The organism is Streptomyces sp. NPDC048636 (assembly GCF_040650655.1).
GTDB lineage: Bacteria > Actinomycetota > Actinomycetes > Streptomycetales > Streptomycetaceae > Streptomyces.
This window is the reverse complement of sequence record NZ_JBEZHR010000004.1, coordinates 169,077-189,752: the sequence shown is the minus strand read 5'-3', so window position 1 is coordinate 189,752 and position 20,676 is coordinate 169,077. Positions and strand designations below refer to the sequence as shown.

Annotated in this window: 1 protein-coding gene (cut by a window edge); it reads left to right on the top strand. The window is 68.8% G+C overall.

The window, feature by feature from the left end:
• The first annotated feature begins 25 nt into the window (after positions 1-25).
• Positions 26-20,676, top strand: the 5' portion of a protein-coding gene (locus AB0C66_RS13745) for an enterotoxin A family protein (RefSeq protein ID WP_362436849.1). Its footprint extends 19,126 nt past the window's final position; only the first 20,651 of its 39,777 coding nucleotides appear in the window; its start codon is at positions 26-28; its stop codon lies off the right edge, out of view.

Below are 20,676 nucleotides of genomic sequence, written 5' to 3'. Positions count from 1 at the left end.
CGAGTACCCAGAGGGCGTCCGAGGGATGCTTTTCGCCCTGGGGCTGGACCCGCCGCAGGCGTCCTCGGACAAGGCGTTCAGCAGCACCAACATGTTCTTCGACTTCGCGGACACGATCCTGAATTTTCAGGACCTCATCACGGAGTTGGTGAACAAGGTCGACGGGGCGCTGCCGCCTGCCGTCGCCCGGCAATACAAAGAAGCGATGGCGATGCTGACCGGTGGCACCGGCTCGGACGCCATGACCGAGTTCGCGAAACAGCTCAGGGATCTCGGAGAGAACCAGGTCCGGCACTCCAGGAACATCATGGAGTCCAAGTACGAGGTCATCGCCGAGATCCTGGCGCTGATCGCCGAGCTCGCCATCATCGCCGCACTGTCCTTCTTCACCGGTGGGCTGTCCTTCGGAGACACCGCCGTGGCCAAGGCCCGGACCACCGTCACCGTCCTCATGACGCTCGACCGCCTGCTGCGCACCGCACATTTGGGCACGCCCATCAGTGAAGCGCTGGAGGAGGCGTTCATCACCTTCGCGACGCAGCTGGCGATGCTGGCCATCAACGACGGCAAGCGCCGTCCCGACGGTATCGACTGGCGCGATATCGGCAAGGCCGCGGCCTTCGGCGGCCTGGCCGGTCTGTTCGCCGGCGAGCTCTCCAACATCTTCCAGCACCTCTTCAAGAAGCAGTTCAAGAACTTCGGCGACAACAAGTGGGCGCAGTTCGGTGCGGACCTCTTCCGGTCCGCTGCCAGTGAGGGGCCCGGTGAGGCTGGCGCCGAGGTCCTGATCAACGGGGCCTTCGAGCACAAGTGGAAGTTCGACCCCAAGACACTGGCGGGCGGCAGCCTGAGCGGTGTCACCGAGCACATCATCGAGACGCCCATCGAGCACATCGCCAAGGAGCTGAACAACAAGTACTTCGGCGGCAGGAACGTCTTCGCCACGTACAACCCCCGGCCCGGAGCGGACTCCGTGCTGGGCGGCGGCGGTCACGGCGGCTCCAAGACGTCCACCCCGCCCGCCGTCGTTCCCACCCCGCACAACCCGCCTCCGGCCACCACCACCCCGACGGTCACGTCCTCCACGACCGTCACCCCGCCGGTCACCACGCCCGTCCCCACCACGACCACCCCCACGCCGGTCGACGTGGACGGCGACGACTTCCTGGACACCGACCCCATCACGGCCCCGGACCCGTACGCGGATCTCCCTTCCGACTCCGACACCGAGTCCCTCCTCGGCAGCGACACCGAGTCGCTCCTCGGATCGGATACCGAGCCACTCCTGGGATCGGACACCCAGTCGTACGACGACAGCGCATCGGACATCACCGACTGGGACGACTACGAGGAGACCACGCCGTACGCGGACACCGATCCGGCCGTGGCACCGTCTGCCACCGTCAAGCCGGGAACCACCACCCCCGCGCCACTGCCGGACACGACCGCCACATCACGCCCGGACACCACCGCGTCGCCGCTTCCGCACTCGTCCGCCGGGGACGCCACCTCCTCGCCGCCGCGCACCCGTGATCTGGACCGGAGCACCCCGGAGACAACCGTCCCCGACGAGACGCTCCTGGAGGACACCACTCCGGACGCCACCGGCACTTCGCACACCACACCGGACACCACATCGGACGACCGCCAGGTGCCGTCCGGGCGTTCGGCCACGGGCCCGGCGGACGCCACCCACGGCAACACCTCACCCGTTCACGGCAACACGGCACCCGCCACCACCCACCAGGAGTCCACGCGGCAGGAGACCGGCGACGACCTCGCCCTCGACGGGAGCGTGCAGGAGTCCACGGCGTCCGGCACCGAGGACCAGGACGTCGTGGACACCAGCCCCGAGGCTACGGCGGCCCCGGCGCAGGCCGACCGGGGCGCCCAGCCTCCCTTGGTCGACCCGGTCCGCGACCCCGTGCGCCCCGAACAGTGGCGGTCGCATCAGCAGGACACCTCCGATCCGTTCGCACGTCCCGGCAGCCGCGAGGCGTCCGCCGACGGCGCCACGGCGACGGACCAGGACGAGGCCGCCCGGGCACCGGAGACGGCACAGTCCACGGAGACCCCGACGGCTCCCGTGACACCCACCGCCGGGCCCGAGAACGCGGTCCGTCCCTCGGTGCAGCGTGTCCAGGCCGACGACGGCCGCTGGGTTCGGCAGGTGTCGCTGGAGCTGCCCGTCCGGTTCGCCGAGGGGTCCGACCCGGCACAACTCCCGTCCGTACAGCAGCGGTTGACCGGTCTGCTCGAGACCCATGTCAACCATGGTCTGCCGCTGCCCCGCTCGGGCGATCAGCTCCATGTCGAGCTGAAGCTCGTCGAGTCGCCGGACCACCCCGGGGCCGTGGAGCTCAGCACGTCGGACGCGTCCCCGACCGCCGACCAGCTCCATATGCCCCTGTACTCCGAGGGCCCTGCCACCACACCGGGCGAGCAGGAGCGCCGACGGCGCGACGACACCGCGGCGCTACGCCGGGTGATGCGCTACACCGGGCTGACGGACGCGTACGGCGAGACCGGCCCGGACGGACACCTGCGCCCCGCCGTCCCCCTGGAGCAGCTCCGCACCATCGAGGACGCCACCGACCCCGTCGCCACCACGTCCGGCGACCCGTCCCACCCCGCCCCGCCGGTCGCCATCTCCACCTCGTCCGCCGGTCCGCGTGACCTTCTGACGCCGTCCGCCGACCATGCGGCCGCTTCGACCCCGCGGCAGACCGCCAGGAGCGCGGCCGTACCGAGCGGGCAGCGGGATCAGGCTCCTCGGACCGTCCGGGTGAAGCCACTGCCGACGACCTCGTCGACCGGGCGGGTGGACCACGGATGGCATCAACAGACCGTGGCGCACACCATCGTGGACGGTGGCGGCAAGCGAATCGGCGAGGCGTCGTTCGCCCCGGACGAGTTCGCCCGTCGGCGTCCCGCGCTGGAGCGGGTGAGCCAGGCGACGGTCTACCGGGAGTGGCGTAAGAATCCCGACGGGACCCGGACGAGCGCCGTGCGGAAGCTGCCCTTCGCGGACCGCTCCCGGTTCACCATGTCCGGGCATGGTGGCACGGCCTACATCAAGGTGCCGTTGGCCGACGGTGGCGTCCGGCAGATCAGCGGGAGCGGGGTCACGGACTGGGCGCTGTCGCGGCCGGAGCTGACGGGGCTGGCTCCCGGCACGGTCGTCACGATGCTGTACTGCGGCGACGGGCCACGCGATGAGATGGCCGCACGCCGGGTGGCCGAGGCCACCGGCCTGACGGTCATGCATCCCCTTTACGGTGCCAACACAGAGGGTGGGCAGATCCACCTGCTCGAGGGTCCGGGCGGCGAACCGGGCCGCTGGGCCATCGCCCACCCCGGTGGCGGGACCGAGGTCCACGACCCGGAGACCGAGTCTTCGGCAGACACCACACCCGACCACAGCACGCCCTACCCCGACCCGGAGGACAATCTCGGGAAGGTCGCGGTCAGTGCCGCGCCCGAGGTGGCCAGGGACATCGAGGCGCGCTGGGAACAGGCGGTCGAGGACCAGGACGGCGAAGGCAAGCGTCTGACCGTCACGATCGACGAAGACAGTGTCAACTCCATCGACCTGGTTCCCCTCCTGCTGGCGCGGATCGGCGCGGCCGACCAGGCCGACGCGCTCAGCATTCAGGCCAAGCCCAAGGACAAGGTCAAGGCAGGCGCCAACCACAAGCTGCTGCTCTCGTACAACGACGAGGACGGCCGGGGCACCCTCAGCCTCGAGGTGCGCGTCGAGAAGCGGCAGCAGTCGGCGACCTCGTCAACGCCCCAGCCCGAGGCCTCGTCCTCGTCCCGGCCGCCGACCGAGTCCGTACTGTCCGCCCTCGACCCGCAGGCCACGGCGGAGAACAATCGGACGAAGCTGGCGGTGGGCCGGGAGTTCAGCGCGCTCATGCGGGATATCGGCCATCCCGTCGTGCTCGGCGGCGGTGCTCAGATCAACCTGCTCTTCAAGAGCCCACGGCCCATCGCGGACCTGGACTTCCGACTGCACACCGAATACGTGCGGACGTTCGCCGATCAGATCAACCGGGCCATCGCCGAGCGCTTCCCGGGCAGTGGGCCGAACGCCCTGGTCAAGGACGAGAAAGACGGCCGTGCGCTCACCGGCATCGTGAACGGGGTCGAGATCACCGTCGGCCCGAGCAGCATCAGCTATGACGATGCGCGCGAGGTCGATGGCATCGCCGCGCCGACACGGGTCGACTCCCTCTTCGACAAGGCGCAGTCGCTGGCGGAGCGTACCGACGTGAAGCAGCGCAAGGACCTGTTCGACCTGCTGTGGGCGCTGGGGGACGAGCCGGGCAGCGAGGTGCTGCTGGCCGACAAGCTCGAGGAACGCCGTGGCGCGGCGTACCTCCGCAGGGCGGCCCAGCAGTCACGGTTCGCGGACAATCTGACCAGCCAACTGCGCAGTGTGCTGGGTGAGCTGACGAAGAACAAGAAGGTCCGTCAGGCGGTGGAGGCCCAGTGGCGCGAGTTCGGCGCCTCGCCGCAGGACGTCGAGCGGCTCCGCGGGACGCTCAGTGACCTGGCCGACACCTTCCGAGCCGGTCCCGGACCGTTCCGCGCACTGGTGTTGACGGTGGGCAACTTCACCGGGGACATCTTCGGCCTCGCCTCGGCCATGATCCTCAACCCCAGCCTCCATGTCGGCGTACTGACCGGTCCCGACCACCGCGACCAGGTCAGCTCCTTCCTCCGGGCATCCCTCACGGCGCCGGTTCACGCCCGGTACGCCAAGGCGGTGGAGCGGCTGAACACCACCGACCCCCAGGCACGCGAGGCCGAGCTGGCGAAGCTCACCGGCCAGCGGGACGCCGAGCTCCGTGCTCAGGAGGCCCGCTTCCACACCCTCCACACCGAGCAGCCGCACACCCTCTACACCGCGGCGAGCCGGGGTAAAGGGCCCCTGCCCTACGACACGATGACTCCGGCCGTGCCGAAGGGGCTGCAAGCCGTCCGCTTCCAGAAGCCGGTGTCCTATGCCTCCAGCGAGGTCATCTCCCGATGGGGTAACCAGGGCCACGAACGCGCCAAGGTCCGTGCCGCCTGGGGGCTGGACCGCCCCCGCACCGAGCAGGTGCGGCGCTTCCTTCAGGCTCGCGGGATTCCCGAGAGCGGCCCCCATGTCGTGTTGTGGTCGCGGTTCAGCGGCAAGAAGGGTGGCCCCCACCCGCAGCACGACACGAGTGTGACCGGCCTGCGACAGATCACCGAGGCTCTGCCACCGGGTACCACGGTGCTGATCGTGGGCGACCGTCAGCCCGGAGGCGCATGGGGACGCCTGGCCGCCGAGCACCCCCATGTGCACGACCTGACGGAGTTCTGGAACAGCGACGACTGGCTTCAGCTCTTCCCGTCCGCGGATCGCACCGACCAGTTCCAGCTCTTCGACCACCTCTCACAGATCTCCGAAGGGGATCTGAAACACCTGGGGTTCCGAAGCGGCAACCTGGAGGCCTACGCCCTGCTCGGGCACCAGGTGCGCTACCTGGAAGAAGCCGGAAACCTCCAGGCCAAGCGGCTGGAGTCATGGCACAAGCCGATCGGCTACCAGGTCATCACGGTGAACAAGGTGCCGACCCTGACCGGCCAGTGGCTGGTCGCCATGACGGGCAGGACCGGCAGCGAGGTACCCCTCCCATGGCGCGAGGGATATGGCGACCACGGCGGCGGGAAGCCCGTCAGCAAGAAGGCCGCGCTCGCCGAATTCAACATCACCTCGGCCCAGCGCGGTTTCGACTCGGCAGACCTCACGGCCATAGGCACGTATCTCGGCTTCCCCGCCCCCGCCGCCGAGCCCTCGGCCGCGACGCCCCACCTGAGCGCCCCTACGCCCACGTTGTCCTCGCCCGCTGTCTCGCTGTTCTCCCTGGAGGAGGCGCTGGTCCAGGATCCGAAGGCGTTCTTGCGGTCGAGAGTCCTCTCCATGGATCTCGACAAGGGACTCGCCCTGCACGCTCCAGGGCTCTCCGCACATGCCCGACGCTCCTTCATCGCGGCCTTGAGCGACCCGGCTCTGGGCCGGCACAAGTTCGTCGTGGTCGCCGATGGGCGGCGGGATACCCAGGGTCTGCCGGTCCATGCGCTGGCTCCTGCAATCGAGTGGTACGTACGTGAATACCCGCAGCTGCGCTCGTTCCTTCCGCCGACAGCCGCTCTTCCCGCCCTGCGTGGCAATGGCGGCTATGTGGAAGCTGCTTACGTTCCCCATCTGACAGGTAGTACGGCGGACCCTGAGCGGAATATCGGCCATACCGCGGTTCCGCGGAACCCTGATGTGGAGTCCGGCCCTCATGTGGTGGTGACGCCTGCCATGAGCGGATTCGCCTTCGTGGTGACGCACCATCCGGACCCTGACCTCTTCACGGTGTGGCACTACCAGTCGGCGGAGTCAAACGTCCGCAATTCCGTGGACTTCCGGCGTGACAGGCGACCGACCGACTGGTTCGGCGATGGCGAGTATCACCGGGGCGATTCGACGGCCGACCAGGATCAGCTGATCGAGTTCGCGAACCTGCTCTGGCATGGCCCGGATGGCTGGGAGATCCTCAGCCAGCAGAACCGGTCCAGCGCCACGTCGAAGGAGTCCATCACCTTCGGCGCGCTCCACAGCCGTCCGCTGGTACTTGAGCCCGGCGGCGAGCTTCAGCACACCGTGGCCTACTATCAGGCCCTTGCGCGGAGCGAGCGCGACCAGCGCAACTGGCCTCTTCAGCAGTTTCGCAGGAGGATCCTGCGCGTTCTCCCGGCAGGCAGCAACACGGAAATGCTGTCCCACCTCTTCAACGCCATCGACGAGCGTATCGGCAGGGAGATCGAGAAGCTCGGGCGCGCCACCGATTTCACCACCCTGCGTTCCTATGCGGACGAGTTCAAGGGTGAGCGCGCGGCAATGCGCAACAGGCTTGAAAGCCTGATCGGCGAGGCCGCCGTCGTCACGGGCAGGGCCTCGGGGGAGCAGCGTCAGGCCGCCATCAAGGCGCGCGACCTCGCGCAGCAGATGGTGGATGAGTTCATTTCCCATCCGGCGAAGGGCTGGATCGACTTCCTGCGGGACGAGGCCGCCCCGCCGCACCCCCGGACCATCGCCGCGCTCCATCAGGGCATGGCACGGAGCGAGCGTGACGCTCCGACGGCGTATCTGAACGTGCTCCGGAGGAGTGTCGCCGAAACGAGGCCCGCGGGCCAGGAGGCTGCCGCACTCCAGAGGATCTTCAACCGGATCAATGCGCACATCACCAGGGAAATCAGCCAGCTCGAAAACGTCACGGATTTCCGGACGCTCCAGCACTACGCGACAGCATTCCCGCAACAGCGCCGAGAACTACAGGCAGAACTCGTAGCGGAATATGCCCAAGCGGTGGCGACGTCCGCCGTAAGCGGGATGTCCCGCACCCAGGCCGAGGCGTCGGCGAGGCGGAACCGACTGACCAGTGAGGTTCTGAACGTCTTCGCCACCAAGCCGTTCGACGACTGGATCACCAGCCTGCGCAACGCGGCATCCAGCGTGGCGCCCCAGCAGACCCCCCCGCGCGCCGACGCCGCCAGTGGCCGCGACTGGTCGTCCGGTGTGGTGTCGCACGAGGTCAAGGATGCGCAGGGACGTGTGAAGGCGTTTTCGGGGCCGGTCCCGCGGACGGGGGCAGCGCTCTCCACGGCGCCGCAGGTCCCGCCGGGGGACGAACACTGGAACGCGCCCCCGTCGCTCCGGGAGACCGAGTCTTCAGGGGATACCACCCCCGATAACAGCACGCCCCGCCCCGACCCGCAGGACAGTCTCCCTGGGCCATCAACCGGTCCGACCGGGAGTAAGGGTCGACGCCAGCGTACCTCGGTCCGCAACGGCGATCCCCGCTCGTTGATCATGCAGCCCGGCTATGCCGCAGGTGACCAGTTCGGTATCGCGGCCGCGCTGGTCGGGGACCCTCACGCGCACGTTCTCATCGGCCGCGGGCCCCAGCAGCCCCAGTCCGCGTACGAGAAAAAGCTGGACAAGTCCGAGGCGATCGCCGAGTTCTACCGGAGCGTCGGCATCGATGACAGCCGAATCCACTTCACGCCGCATGCGGTGGACCAGCAAGCCATATGGCCCTTGCTGAACCATGAAGGTAAGCGGATTGCCGCCGATTCGTTCGGGCTGGTGGCGGGCTACAAGAAGCTGCTGCACGAGGGTGTGCTGCGTGGCGTTGACGCGGGCACGGCCTACGTCGCCAAGCATTTCTCCCCTGACCTGCGTGACCGCCTGCGGGACCAGTGGGGCCTGAACGAAAACCGTGATGACGCGATCCGTGGGTGGCTGGGGAACCGCGGAATCAGCCTGCCGGAAGGCGGCAGGGTCCTGGTGCTGTGGTCCCGCTTCACCGGCAAGGCCAACGACTGGAGCACCCTGCGTGGCCGGATGCAGCACGACACGAGCTTCCAGGGGGTGCGGCAGATCCTCACGGCCGCGGCCCAGCGCTATGACGCAGTGATCATCACGGGTGATCCCCACCCGACGAAGCCCGGGAAGTGGGACGAACTCGTCCAGGAGATGCGTGGGAAGCTAAAGATTTCCACCGTTCACCACATCACCGGCTTTTGGAAGGGTGACGCCGAAGGATTGGCCGGCTGGGGCGGCGACACCCGCACGGGCCAGTACCGGCTGTATGACTACCTGCACCGCAAGCACGCCCTCAAGCACATGGGTTTCCGCTCCGGAAACCTCGAGGCCGTCGCGTTGATAGGCCATGATGTCCGTTACCTGGAGGAGGCGAACGGGCCTGGCGGTAAGCGCATGACCGCCTGGCATGCCGATGCCCGCCGTGGCAAGAAGACCAGGATGGGCGGATTGGCCCCCGGTTACGAGCGGATCATCCTCTCCGCGCCGGCGACCGCCTCGGGCAGGTACGCTCAGCCTTACCCCGATCGCCCTCAAGACAACGACCCTGTGTATGAACCGCCGTCGGCTGATGCCACGTGGCGCAAACCGGTCGAGGTCTACAGCCAGGAACGCGGGTTCGCCTACTCCGACATGGAAGCGCTCTGTGCGTATCTGGGCGTGCCATCCCCGGACCTCGACGTCTTCGAGGCCGACCGGCTGGAGTACCTGCGGCGGCAGTACTCCAGGGTGCGGTACTACGTCGACGCTCTCTCGAAGAAGATCCCGGCACAACAGGCGCAGCATCAGCAGCAAATCACCCGGGCGCTCAAGGATTTCGACGAGCGGTTGTTCTCTTCTCTGGAGCGAGGCGAGCGAGCCGGGCAACGGTTCTACACGCTGAGTCACCATGTGCGGGATCAGAAGACCGGTGTGTGGGGGTCGGGCCTGCACACGGTCTGGGACCACTATCGAGACCTCGCCCAGGACCCGTGGTCCGGTGTGGTGGAGCGTGAGGTCAAGGACGCGCAGGGGCGTGTGGTGGGGACGGCGTCGTTCAACGCGCGGGACTGGGAGTTGCGGAAGGACTCCTACCGGCATCTGCCGGATGTGGCGGAGTACACCGATTGGCAGCAGGACGGTGAGGGTCGTTGGTCGGGTGTGCAGCGTGCGATGCCGGGTGCGGGGGAGGCGGGGAGGTTCTTCTTCGGCTCCCACGGTGATGCGGATGCGTTGGAACTGGCGAAGGACGATGGAGGTGTGGAGCGGGTTAGCCGGGGGAAGGTGGTGGAGCGTTTCGCGCCGAAGTTGGTGGCGGAGGGGTTCACGAGTATCACCCTGGCGGCGTGCGGGGAGGGTCTTTCGCCCGTCGAGGATGCGGCGTTGCAGGCTGCTGCGGACCGTACGGGTCTGACGGTGTATGTGCCGGATGGTGGGTTTGCTGCTCCGCCTGGTGAGGGGGGTGAGTCGGGTGGTGTGCATCTGCGGGGGTCCGGCGCGGGTGATGGCAGGGGTTGGCGGGTGTACCGTCCCGCTTCGGCCGCTTCGGAGTCGGCTCCGCGGGCGGGTGTGGTGCGTTCCACGGCGCCGTCGGCCCCGCCGGGGGATGAACACTGGAACGCGCCCCCTTCGCCTCAGGGCGACGGTGATTCCCATCCGCCGCGGTTCGGCGCCTTCTACACCGACGAGAAGTGGAAGGAGCTGAGCAGACGGTACGAGCGGGCGCTCGGGCGGGTGCTGGCCAAGGACCCGGAAGTGATCTTTGAGGCGCGGCGGGCGGTCAAGAGCCTCTACGACCTGCTGACCACGTACTACAGGCACCGAGATGTGGAAGCGACCTTCCTTCCCCGTGCGAAGGACCCGCGGCGTGAGATGGACCGCCTGCTGGATCCCAAGAGCAGCGTCACCCTGCGGGAGCTGATGAATGCCTTCACGTACGGCGCCAGCGGTCCCGGGGCCACGCTGACCCAGCTGTGGACGGATCACCCCCGGTTGAATCCACCGGGTTTGGATGGGCCCCAGCCTGTACTGCCGCACAGCCCGGCCGCGCTGGCGGAGCTGCACGACCGGCTTGGTCTCCCGGTGGGCCCTGGCCCGGCCGAGGATGTCGAGTGGCTGCTCATGGTCCACCAGTTCCTGAACGTGCCTGATGGTGAGGTGCTTCGGTTCCGGGAAGCCATGATGGGCTGGGTCCTGCCCGAGGCCGGCGATCACACACTGGTGGAGATCCTCGCCGCCTCCCACCGGGCCGGGGTGCGCGAGGAGACCGAGCCCGACACGGTGGTCGAGGCCGCCCGCCTTTATGCATGGGTGGACGCGTCCCTCCAGCCGGTTGAGCGAGTGGGCGGGGGTGACAGCGCCCTGCGGCTGCCTCATGAGCGGATGTACCTCGCGCGAGCAGACTGGTTCGCCTCTCAAGTCATCGGAGACGACCGTGCCGAGGAGATCAGGGGTCTGATCGAGTCGGGATACCTCGACGGCGTCGACCTGAGTGGTCCGGGGGTGGCGGCGCGGCGGGAGCGGCGCGAGGCCCTCAGGGCGTGGACACAGCGCCATCGCTCGCTCGGGCTGCTGGGCGCGAATGTCGAGGAGGGACACGCGGCGGCGTTGCAGCTGGCCAGTGGGGTTGACGTGCGGCTGCTCGACGAGAAGTTCCTGGCCGGTCCCGACGCTCCCGATCAGCTGGAGGTGAAGGCGGAGCTGTGGGAGAAGGCGCGCTCGCTGGTGAAGCAGGCGTTTGAGGGCGGCGCGTTGAGGGAGTCCTTGCCGCTGCTGTTCCTGCGGGACTGGCGGTTCCGGGATCTGGTACAGGTCGCGGAGGGGCTCCTCGGGGATCCCGGGGCCGAGGACGCACTGGCGGATGTCCGTGGCAAGCTCGAGGAGCGGGCCGTCGAGCTGGTGGACGGGCTTCATGGTGAACTGCGGGCGCACGCGGAGATGGCGGCTGAGGCGGCGGCGGTGCTCCCGCCGGTCAGCGGACCGGTGTGGTGGGCGTCGTGGGAGTCCGCGCCCCAGCACGGTGGCGGTGAGCGGCGGACGGTGAGCGTGCCGAGGCTGCACCATGCGACGACGAGCCGGGAGACAGCGCTCGCCTCCTTGCTGGATCCGGACGCGGCGAAGGGTGGGGCGTACCCGGTGCTGTGGGAGGTGGTGGACTCCACCGGCCGGGATGTCTCCCCGTTGGCCCGCAGGCCCGCCGAGCGCACCGTGCTGTATCCCTCGAAGATGGTGCTGCGGGAGATCCGCCGTGAGCTCCGCCGCGACGGGGCGACCGGCAGGCGGTATATGCACCGAACCTTGGAGGAGGTCCCGCAGCCGCTGGCGCAGGAGTGGGACCGTGAGATCGTCACCCGGCAACTGCGCACCTGGGACGGCCGCTGGTTCGGCGTGGCCTCCATCGACCTGTCGATGTGGCTGAAAGAGAAGGACAAATACCCTCACTTGCACGAGGCGAGGCAATGGGGCTTCGCTGACTACGACGAGGGGGAGGAGGAAGACCTCCGGCCCCTGCCCTGGTCGATCAAGAACACGGGCGTCTGGGATTCCCACAGCGACGGCAAGACGTTTTTGGCAATGACGCGGTACGGCCGGAAGCGGGTGGATGGCACACAGGTCGGGCGTTATATCCGGCGACTGATGGAAGCTCAGGGGACTCCCGCCCACGTTCGTGTGCTGATGATCGCGTGCCATGCGGGCATTGAAGGGTCGGCCGCTCCTTCTCAGCAGGTGGCCACCTGGAGCGGACGTGGCACTTTCGCCGCTCCGGACAAGATCTCCCTCGCGCCGGAAACGGCGGCCCCGGGGATCCATCACCCCTCTGGAACGCCGGAGCCGAGGTGGCGGGAGGCCGAGCCGCAGGATCCGAGCGAAGTCGCCGCGGAGAGGGTCCGCGCGGCTCTTATGGACCCGGCCAGGCAGGGCGCCCGGTTCAGCGGCTCGTACGCCGACCCCGCGTGGGAGGGCGTGGCGGTGGCGTACGAATCACACCTGGGAACGACACTGGCCGCCGATCCGGCGGTGACGGACACCGCCCGGGAGGCCGTAAGGTCCCTGTACGACCACCTCGCCGAGAGTCTCGGCCGTGACCGGGCCGCCCAGGCGTTCTTCCCGGGCGAGGCGCCGGACACCGCCCGTCGGAAGATGCGCCGCCTTCGGGATCCGGACTCCGGGAAGACCCTGCACGACCTCATGCGGGCCCTGTGGATCGCCATCGCCTCCGAGTATCCACCCCCGTCCGCCCCGCCGGTGGACAAGAACGGCCCCTGGTACCGCGAAATCCACCAAACCCGTGGCTTCCCGCTGGTCACGGGTCGGGCCGCCGGGGTGACGCATCTGCTCCGCACCTACCGTGCCGAGACCAGGGCGTCGAAGGAGGAGATGCTGCGTCTGCGCGAGGCCCTGCTCGCCTGGTGCCTGTCCGATTACTCCCGCTCGCTGTTCGAAATCATCAAGGCCTCCCACGAGGCTGACGCTCGCGCCTTCGACCCCGACGTGGAGTTGAGGGATGACGCGGCCCACACGTACAGCTCGTTCGCCGCGCTTCTGGCACCGCGGAAGAACCGTGATCCCGATGCCTTCATGGAGACGCTCTACCTTCCCCATCACGCGCTGTACCACCAGTTCACCGGGCGGTTCACCGAACTGGCCGCCGGGGGTGACATCAGCGGGATCTGGAAGGCGCTGAGCGGGGCGCCGGACTCCCCCGGCCCGGACGGCAACGCGCGGCATGCGGCACTGGAGCGCTGGCGGCAGCGGCATGGTGGTTCGGTACCGGACCTCCTCCGGAAGGGGGACGTCCTGCCCCTGTATCTCCTCTCGAGCCCGGACGCGACGCTGGTCAAGGCGCGCTTTGCCGATCCGCTTCGTGCGGACGGGACGGAGCTGCTGCGGAAGGAGGCCAAGTCCGTAGTCCGGCAGGCGGTCCAAGCGCGGAAGTCCGACTTCCCGCTGCTGCTTCTGCGTGACGGGGATTTCGCCGATGCAGCCACCAGGATCCAGTCCCTCCCGGATGGGAAGAGGCGGGACGAGGCCCTGCGGAGCCTGCTGCGGCTGACCGACCGGCTCGCCGCCGAGCTCGCGGCGGAGATTCCCCTGCATCTGGGCATGGCGGGCGACGCTCTGATGGCGCTGCCGCCGGTGAACGCGCCGGTGTGGTGGGGCACATGGGTCGTGGGTGATCTGTCCGAGGGGCTGCCGGGTGAGCTGCACGCGGTCAGCGTGCCGGAGTTCCACTCGGCGAGGAGAAGCGAAGAGGCCGTGCTCTCCGGCGTGCTCGGGCAGGAGACCGGGTCGGATGGCCGGTACCCGGTCCTGTTCGAGGTGGCTGGGTCCACGGCCCGGGACACCGCTCCCTTCTCCCAGGACCCGGACCGGCAGGAGGTGCGGTATCCGGCGGAGACGGTTCTCCGCGTGCGGTTCCAGGAGATCCGGCGCGACACGCAGACCCGTCGACCCTATCTGTATGTCCAGCTGGAGGAGACCGAGCCCGTACCTCAGATCCGTCGACGTGTCACCGCCCTGCCGTCGCCCACCGCCGCCACGGACACCCAGACCCCGCAGACGCCGGGCGGCGCGCAGCCCGCGCCGCTGAAGCCGGCCCCGGGTGGCGAGGGCGCCTGGTGGGACTCACGGACCATGGTCTACGAGATCAAGGACGGTGGTCGGCGGGTGGGCTGGGCGTCGTTCACCCAGGGCGACTGGAGCCGACGCCAGGCGGTCTACAGTCAGCTGCCGAAGGTGAAGTACTACGTGGAGTGGCAGCTGGACGCCGCGGGGCGTCCCACGGGGACGATGCGGAAAATGCCCGTCTCCAACGCCGGGATCTGGACTTCGCACAGCGCTCCTGGGGGCCGCAACTTCCTGATGGCGCAACCCGGGGGAGGGACGCGGGCCGGTTACGCGCACGAGGTGCGGAAGTACATCGCCATGCTGGACCTGACCGGCGTCACCGACTTGATGATCCTGGCGTGCTCGGACAAGGGCACCGAAAAAACGGCGTGGGAGCTGGCCGACACCACCGGCCTGTCCGTGTGGTATCTGGACCAGGCGGTCGCGGTCACCCTCTCCTCGGATGGCGGAACGCCCCTGGTGCACGTGCGGGAGCAGGCCGACGGCAGTCCCGCCCCTTGGCTGGTGGCGCATCCGCATGGGAAGCGCCTGATCCGGCACCGGCCGAGTCGGCGAGCCTCCGCAGTGTCCTTCAGCTACCCGTCGCAAGACGACTGGAACGCGCCCGTGCCGGCATCGGACAGGGGAGCGGAGCTCGGCCGTAGGAGTCATCGGAAGGTCACCTCCGCGCCGCCGACGGCGGGCACTTATGGACCGGACGGGAAATTCGACAAGCGGTTCACGAGCACGGTGGCGGAGTTCCCCGTTGTCACCGGTGGGGATCGATTCACGGTGTGGGGGCAGGGGCAGGAGGACCCCGATCTGCACATGTTCGTGGCCGAGATACCGGGTCTCGGGCTGCGCGGTGAGTACAACCCCGACGGTCCGACGGCGGGGAGGGTCACCGACGGCCGGGGGCGGGTGTACGGCGAAGGGCCCGCCTGGAATTGGTATCTCTCCGGGCGCGGGCTCATCGCCTCCTCCCATGCGCAGCTGACCCGGCCGGTGGGCGAAGACGAGGACGCCACACCGATCGCGTGGCCCGCCACGGGCCCGGTGAGCCCGACGCCGCCCGTCCCGCCGGAATCCACCGCCGCCACTTTCGGACCGCTGGCAGGAGGTGTGCTTCCGGACGCCCTCTGGCGCGACCACGACGCTCCGCTGTACAAGTTCAGCAGCAAGTCCCCGGAGCGGGTCTTCCACGAGGGACTGAAGCCGCGTGGCGACGACATGGTTCATCTGATGGACCATGTCTACAACAGCGAGCGCATGGCGACGACCGGCTATCTGAGCACAACCACCAACGTGGATTATGTGAGCGACTCGATGCGGGCCGATCCTTCCGCAGCTCAGGCGCAGAACGCCCACTACCGCTGGCGGTACGACATCGAGGCCCCCGGAGGCATCGATGTCAACGCGACCCTGGGCCTCGCCTCGCCCTTCCCCGACCAGCAGGAAATCGCCTTCCCCGGCGGTGTGCACACGCGGTACGTACGCGGGGCGCAGCCGATGGAGAACGGACGGCCTGTCGGGGACTACATCGCCAACCCCTTCTTCGACCCGGACACCTCCTCGGCCGGGAGTGAGCAGGAATCCGAGCCGTCCCCGCCACCTCGCGCGAATGTGACGCGGTTTTGGTCGCCCGGTGTGGTGGAGCGTGAGGTCAAGGACGCGCAGGGGCGTGTGGTGGGGACGGCGTCGTTCAACGCGCGGGACTGGGAGTTGCGGAAGGACTCCTACCGGCATCTGCCGGATGTGGCGGAGTACACCGATTGGCAGCGGGACGGTGAGGGTCGTTGGTCGGGTGTGCAGCGTGCGATGCCGGGTGCGGGGGAGGCGGGGAGGTACTTCTTCGGGTCCCATGGTGATGCGGATGGCCTGTGGTTGGCGCGCGATGACGGAGGTGTGGAGCGGGTCGGCCGCGGGGAGGTGGTGGAGCGTTTCGCGCCGAAGTTGGTGGCGGCGGGGTTCACGAGTATGACTATTGCGGCGTGTGGGGAGGGTCTTTCGCCGGTCGAGGAAGCGGCGTTGAAGGCTGCTGTGAACCGTACGGGTCTGACGGTGTATGTGGCTGTCCGTGGGTTCGCGGCTCCGCTTGGTGAGGGGGGTGGGTCGGGTGGTGTGCATCTGCGGGGGTCCGGCGCGGGTGATGGCAGGGGTTGGCGGGTGTACCGTCCCGCTTCGGCCGCTTCGGAGTCGGCTCCGCGGGCGAGTGTGGTGCTGTCCGCGGCGCCGTTGGTCCCGCCGGGGGATGAACACTGGAACGCGCCCCCTTCGCCTCAGGGCGACGGTGATTCCCATCCGCCGCGGTTCGGTGCCTTCTACACCGACAAGAAGTGGAAAGAGCTGAGCAGGGGGTACGAGCGGGCGCTCGGGCGGGTGCTGGCCAAGGACCCGAAGGTGATCGAGGAGGCGCGGGGGGCGGTCCAGAGCCTTTATGACCTGCTGACCACGTACTACAGGCAGGGTCATGTCGCGGCGACGTTCCTTCCCCGTGCGAAGGACCCGCGGCGTGAGATGGACCGCCTGCTGGATCCCGATGGCGACGCCACCCTGCGGGAGCTGATGGACGCCTTCGCATACGGCGCCAGCGGCTCCGGGAGGACCACGCTGACCCGGCTGTGGACGGATAAGCCCGAGTTGAATCCGCGGGGCCTGCGCCTGCGGCCCCGCAGGGTGCAGCCGCACGGCCCGGCCGCGCTGGCGGAGCTGCACGACCGGCTTGGTTTCCCGGTGGGGCCGGGCCCGGCCGAGGATGTCGAGTGGCTGCTCATGGTCCACCAGTTCCTGAACGTGCCTGATGGTGAGGTGCTTCGGTTCCGGGAAGCCATGATGGGCTGGGTCCTGCCCGAGGCCGGCGATCACACACTGGTGGAGATCCTCGCCGCCTCCCACCGGGCCGGGGTGCGCGAGGAGACCGAGCCGGACACGGTGGTCGAGGCAGCCCGCATCTACGCATGGGTGGACGGGTCCCTCAGCCCGGTCAGTCGGGGGGGCTGGGATGACAGCGCCCTGCACATGCCTCATGAGCGGATGTATCTCGCGCGAGCGGACTGGTTCGCCCCGAAAGTCATCGGAGACGACCGTGCCGAGGAGATCAGGGATCTGATCGAGTCGGGATACCTCGACGGCACCGATGTGAGCGGTCCGGGGGTGGCGGCGCGGCGGGAGCGGCGCGAGGCCCTCAGGGCGTGGACACAGCGCCATCGCTCGCTCGGGCTGCTGGGCGCGAATGTCGAGGAGGGACACGCGGCGGCGTTGCAGCTGGCCAGTGGGGTTGATGTGCGGCTGCTCGACGAGAAGTTCCTGGCCGGTCCCGAGGCTCCCGATCAGCTGGAGGTGAAGGCGGAGCTGTGGGAGAAGGCGCGCTCGCTGGTGGCGCAGGCGTTTGAGGGCGGCGCGTTGAGGGAGTCCTTGCCGCTGCTGTTCCTGCGGGACTGGCGGTTCCGGGATCTGGTACAGGTCGCGGAGGGGCTCCTCGGGGATCCCGGGGCCGAGGACGCACTGGCGGATGTCCGTGGCAAGCTCGAGGAGCGGGCCGTCGAGCTGGTGGACGGGCTTCATGGTGAACTGCGGGCGCACGCGGAGATGGCGGCTGAGGCGGCGGCGGTGCTCCCGCCGGTCAGCGGACCGGTGTGGTGGGCGTCGTGGGAGTCCGGGCAGTTGGACGGGGCGCAGCACGGCGGCGGGAAGTGGCGGACGGTGAGCGTGCCGAGGCTGCACCATGCGACGACGCACCGTGAGACAGCGCTCGCCTCCTTGCTGGATCCGGCCGCCGGGAAGAGGGAGGGTTACCCGGTGTTGTGGGAGGTGGTGGACTCCACCGGCCGGGATGTCTCCCCGTTGGCCCGCAGGCCCGCCGAGCGCACCGTGTTGTACCCCTCGAAGATGGTGCTGCGGGAGATCCGCCGTGAGCTCCGCCGCGACGGGGCGACCGGCAGGCGGTATATGCACCGAACCTTGGAGGAGGTCCCGCAGCCGCTGGCGCAGGAGTGGGACCGCGAGATCGTCACCCGGCAACTGCGCACCCGGGACGGCCGCTGGTTCGGCATGGCCTCCATCGACCTGCCGATGTGGCTGAAGGAGAAGGACAAATTCCCTCGCCTGCGCGAAGCGCGGAAATACCGAGTGTATGACCCCGACACGGGGAAGGCGGGAGATCGCCAACCCCTGCCCTGGCCGGTCAGGAACACGGGCGTCTGGGTATCGCACAGCGACAACAAGTCCTTTATGGCGGTGACGCGGTACGGCCTGAAGCGAGTGGACGGCACACAGGTCGGCCGTCATATCGGGCAAGTGATGGAGAGTCTGCGTGTCCCCGACCAGGTACGCGTGCTGATGATCGCGTGTCAGTCGGGTGCCGGGGGGTCGGCCGCTCCTTCTCAACAGGCGGCCACCTGGAGCAGGCGTGGCAATCTCGCACCCCCCACCGGGCTCTCCATCTCGCCCAAAAGGGCCGAACCCGAGATCTACAGCGCCCCTGGAATGCCGGAGCCGAGGTGGCGGGAGGCCGAGCCGCAGGATCCGAGTGCTCTCGCCGCGGAGAAGGTCCGTGCGGCTCTTCTGGACCCGGCCAGGCAGGGCGCCCGGTTCAGCGGCTCGTACACCGACCCCGCGTGGGAGAGCCTGGCGGTGACGTTCGAGAAGCGCCTGGGAATGATGCTGGCCGCGGATCCCGAGGTGATGGAGACCGCCCGGGAGGCCGTCAGGTCCCTGTATCACCACTTCTCCGCGCGCCTCGGCCGTGACCGGGCGGCACAGGTGTTCTTTCCGGGCGAGGACCCGGACACCGCCCGTCGGAAGACGCGCCGCCTCCGGGATCCGGACTCCGGGATGACGCTGCACGAGGTCATGCGTGCACTGTGGGGCGCCATCGCGTCTCAGTACCCACAAACGACTTCCCCGCAGCCGGTGGACAAGAACGGCCCCTGGTACCGCGAAATCCACGAAACCCGTGGCTACCCGCTGGTCACGGGTCAGGCCGGCGGGGTGACGCATCTACTCAGCACCTACCGCGACGAGACCGGAGCGTCGGACGAGGAGATGCTGCGACTGCGCGAGGCCCTGCTCGGCTGGTGCCTGCCCACTTACAGCCGCTCGCTGTTCGAGATCATCGAGGCCTCCCACGAGGTTGAGCCCGGCCTCTTCGACTCCGGCGTGGAGTTCTGGGATGACGCGGCCCATACATACAGCTCGTTCGCCACGTTTCTGGCACCGCGGAAGAACCGTGATCCCGATGCCTTCATGGAGACGCTCTACCTTCCCCATCACGCGCTGTACCACCAGTTCACCGGACGGTTCACCGAACTGGCCGCCGGGGGTGACATCAGCGGGATCTGGAAGGCGCTGAGCGGGGCGCCGGACTCCCCCGGCCCGGACGGCAACGCGCGGCATGCGGCACTGGAGCGCTGGCGGCAGCGGCATGGTGGTTCGGTACCGGACCTCCTCCGCGAGGGGGACATCCTGCCTCTGTATCTGCTCTCGGGCCCGGACGCGACGCTGGTCAAGGCGCGGTTCGCCGATCCGCTCCGGCCGGACGGGACGGAGCTGCTGCGGAAGGAGGCCAAGTCCGTAGTCCGGCAGGCGGTCCGAACGCGGAAGTCCGACTTCCCGCTGCTGCTCCTGCGCGACCAGGACTTCGCCGACGCCGCCGTCAGGATCCAGTCCCTTCCTGACGGGAAGCGGCGGGACGAGGCCCTTGAGAGCCTGCTGCGGCTGACCGACCGGCTCGCCACCGCGCTCGCGGCGGAGATTCCCCTGCATCTGGGCATGGCGGGCGACGCTCTGATGGCGCTGCCGCCGGTGAACGCGCCGGTGTGGTGGGGCACATGGGTCGTGGGTGATCTGTCCGAGGGGCTGCCGGAGGAACTGCACGCGGTCAGCCTGCCGGAGTTCCATATGGCGAGGCGCGGCGAGGAGGCTGTGCTCTCCGGTGTGCTCGGGCAGGAGACCGGGTCGGATGGCCGGTACCCGGTCCTGTTCGCCGTGGCCCGGTCCACGGCCCGGGACGTCGCCCCCTTCTCCCGGCACCCGGACCGGCAGGAGGTGCGGTATCCGGCGGAGACGGTTCTCCGCGTGCGGTTCCAGGAGATCCGGCGCGACACGCAGACCGGTCGGCGCTATCTGTATGTCCAGTTGGAGGAGACCGAGCCGGTACCTCAGACTCGCCGACGTGCCATCGCCCCGCCGTCGGCCACCGCTGCCCCGCAGACGCCGGGTAACGCGCAGCCCGCACCGCTGGTGCCGGCCCCGGGCGCCGCGGGCGCCTGGCGGGACTCACGGACCATGGTCTACGAGATCAAGGACGGTGGTCGGCGGATCGGCTGGGCGTCGTTCACCCAGGTCGACTGGAATCGACGCCGCGAGGTCTACCGTCAGCTGCCGTCGGTGAAGTACTACGTGGAGTGGCGACTGGACGCGGCGGGGCGTCCCACGGGGACAGTGAAGAAGATGCCCGTCTCCAACCCCTATATCTGGACTTCGCACACCGTTCCCGGAGGGCGCGACTTCCTGATGGCGCTGCCCGGGGGAGGGACGCGGGCCGGTGACGCGGACGAGGTGAGCAAGTACGTCGACATGCTGGACCTGTCCGGCGTCACCGACTTGATGATCCTGGCGTGCTCGGGCAAGGACACCGAGCAGACGGCGTTGGAGCTGGCCGAGGCCACCGGTCTGTCCGTGTG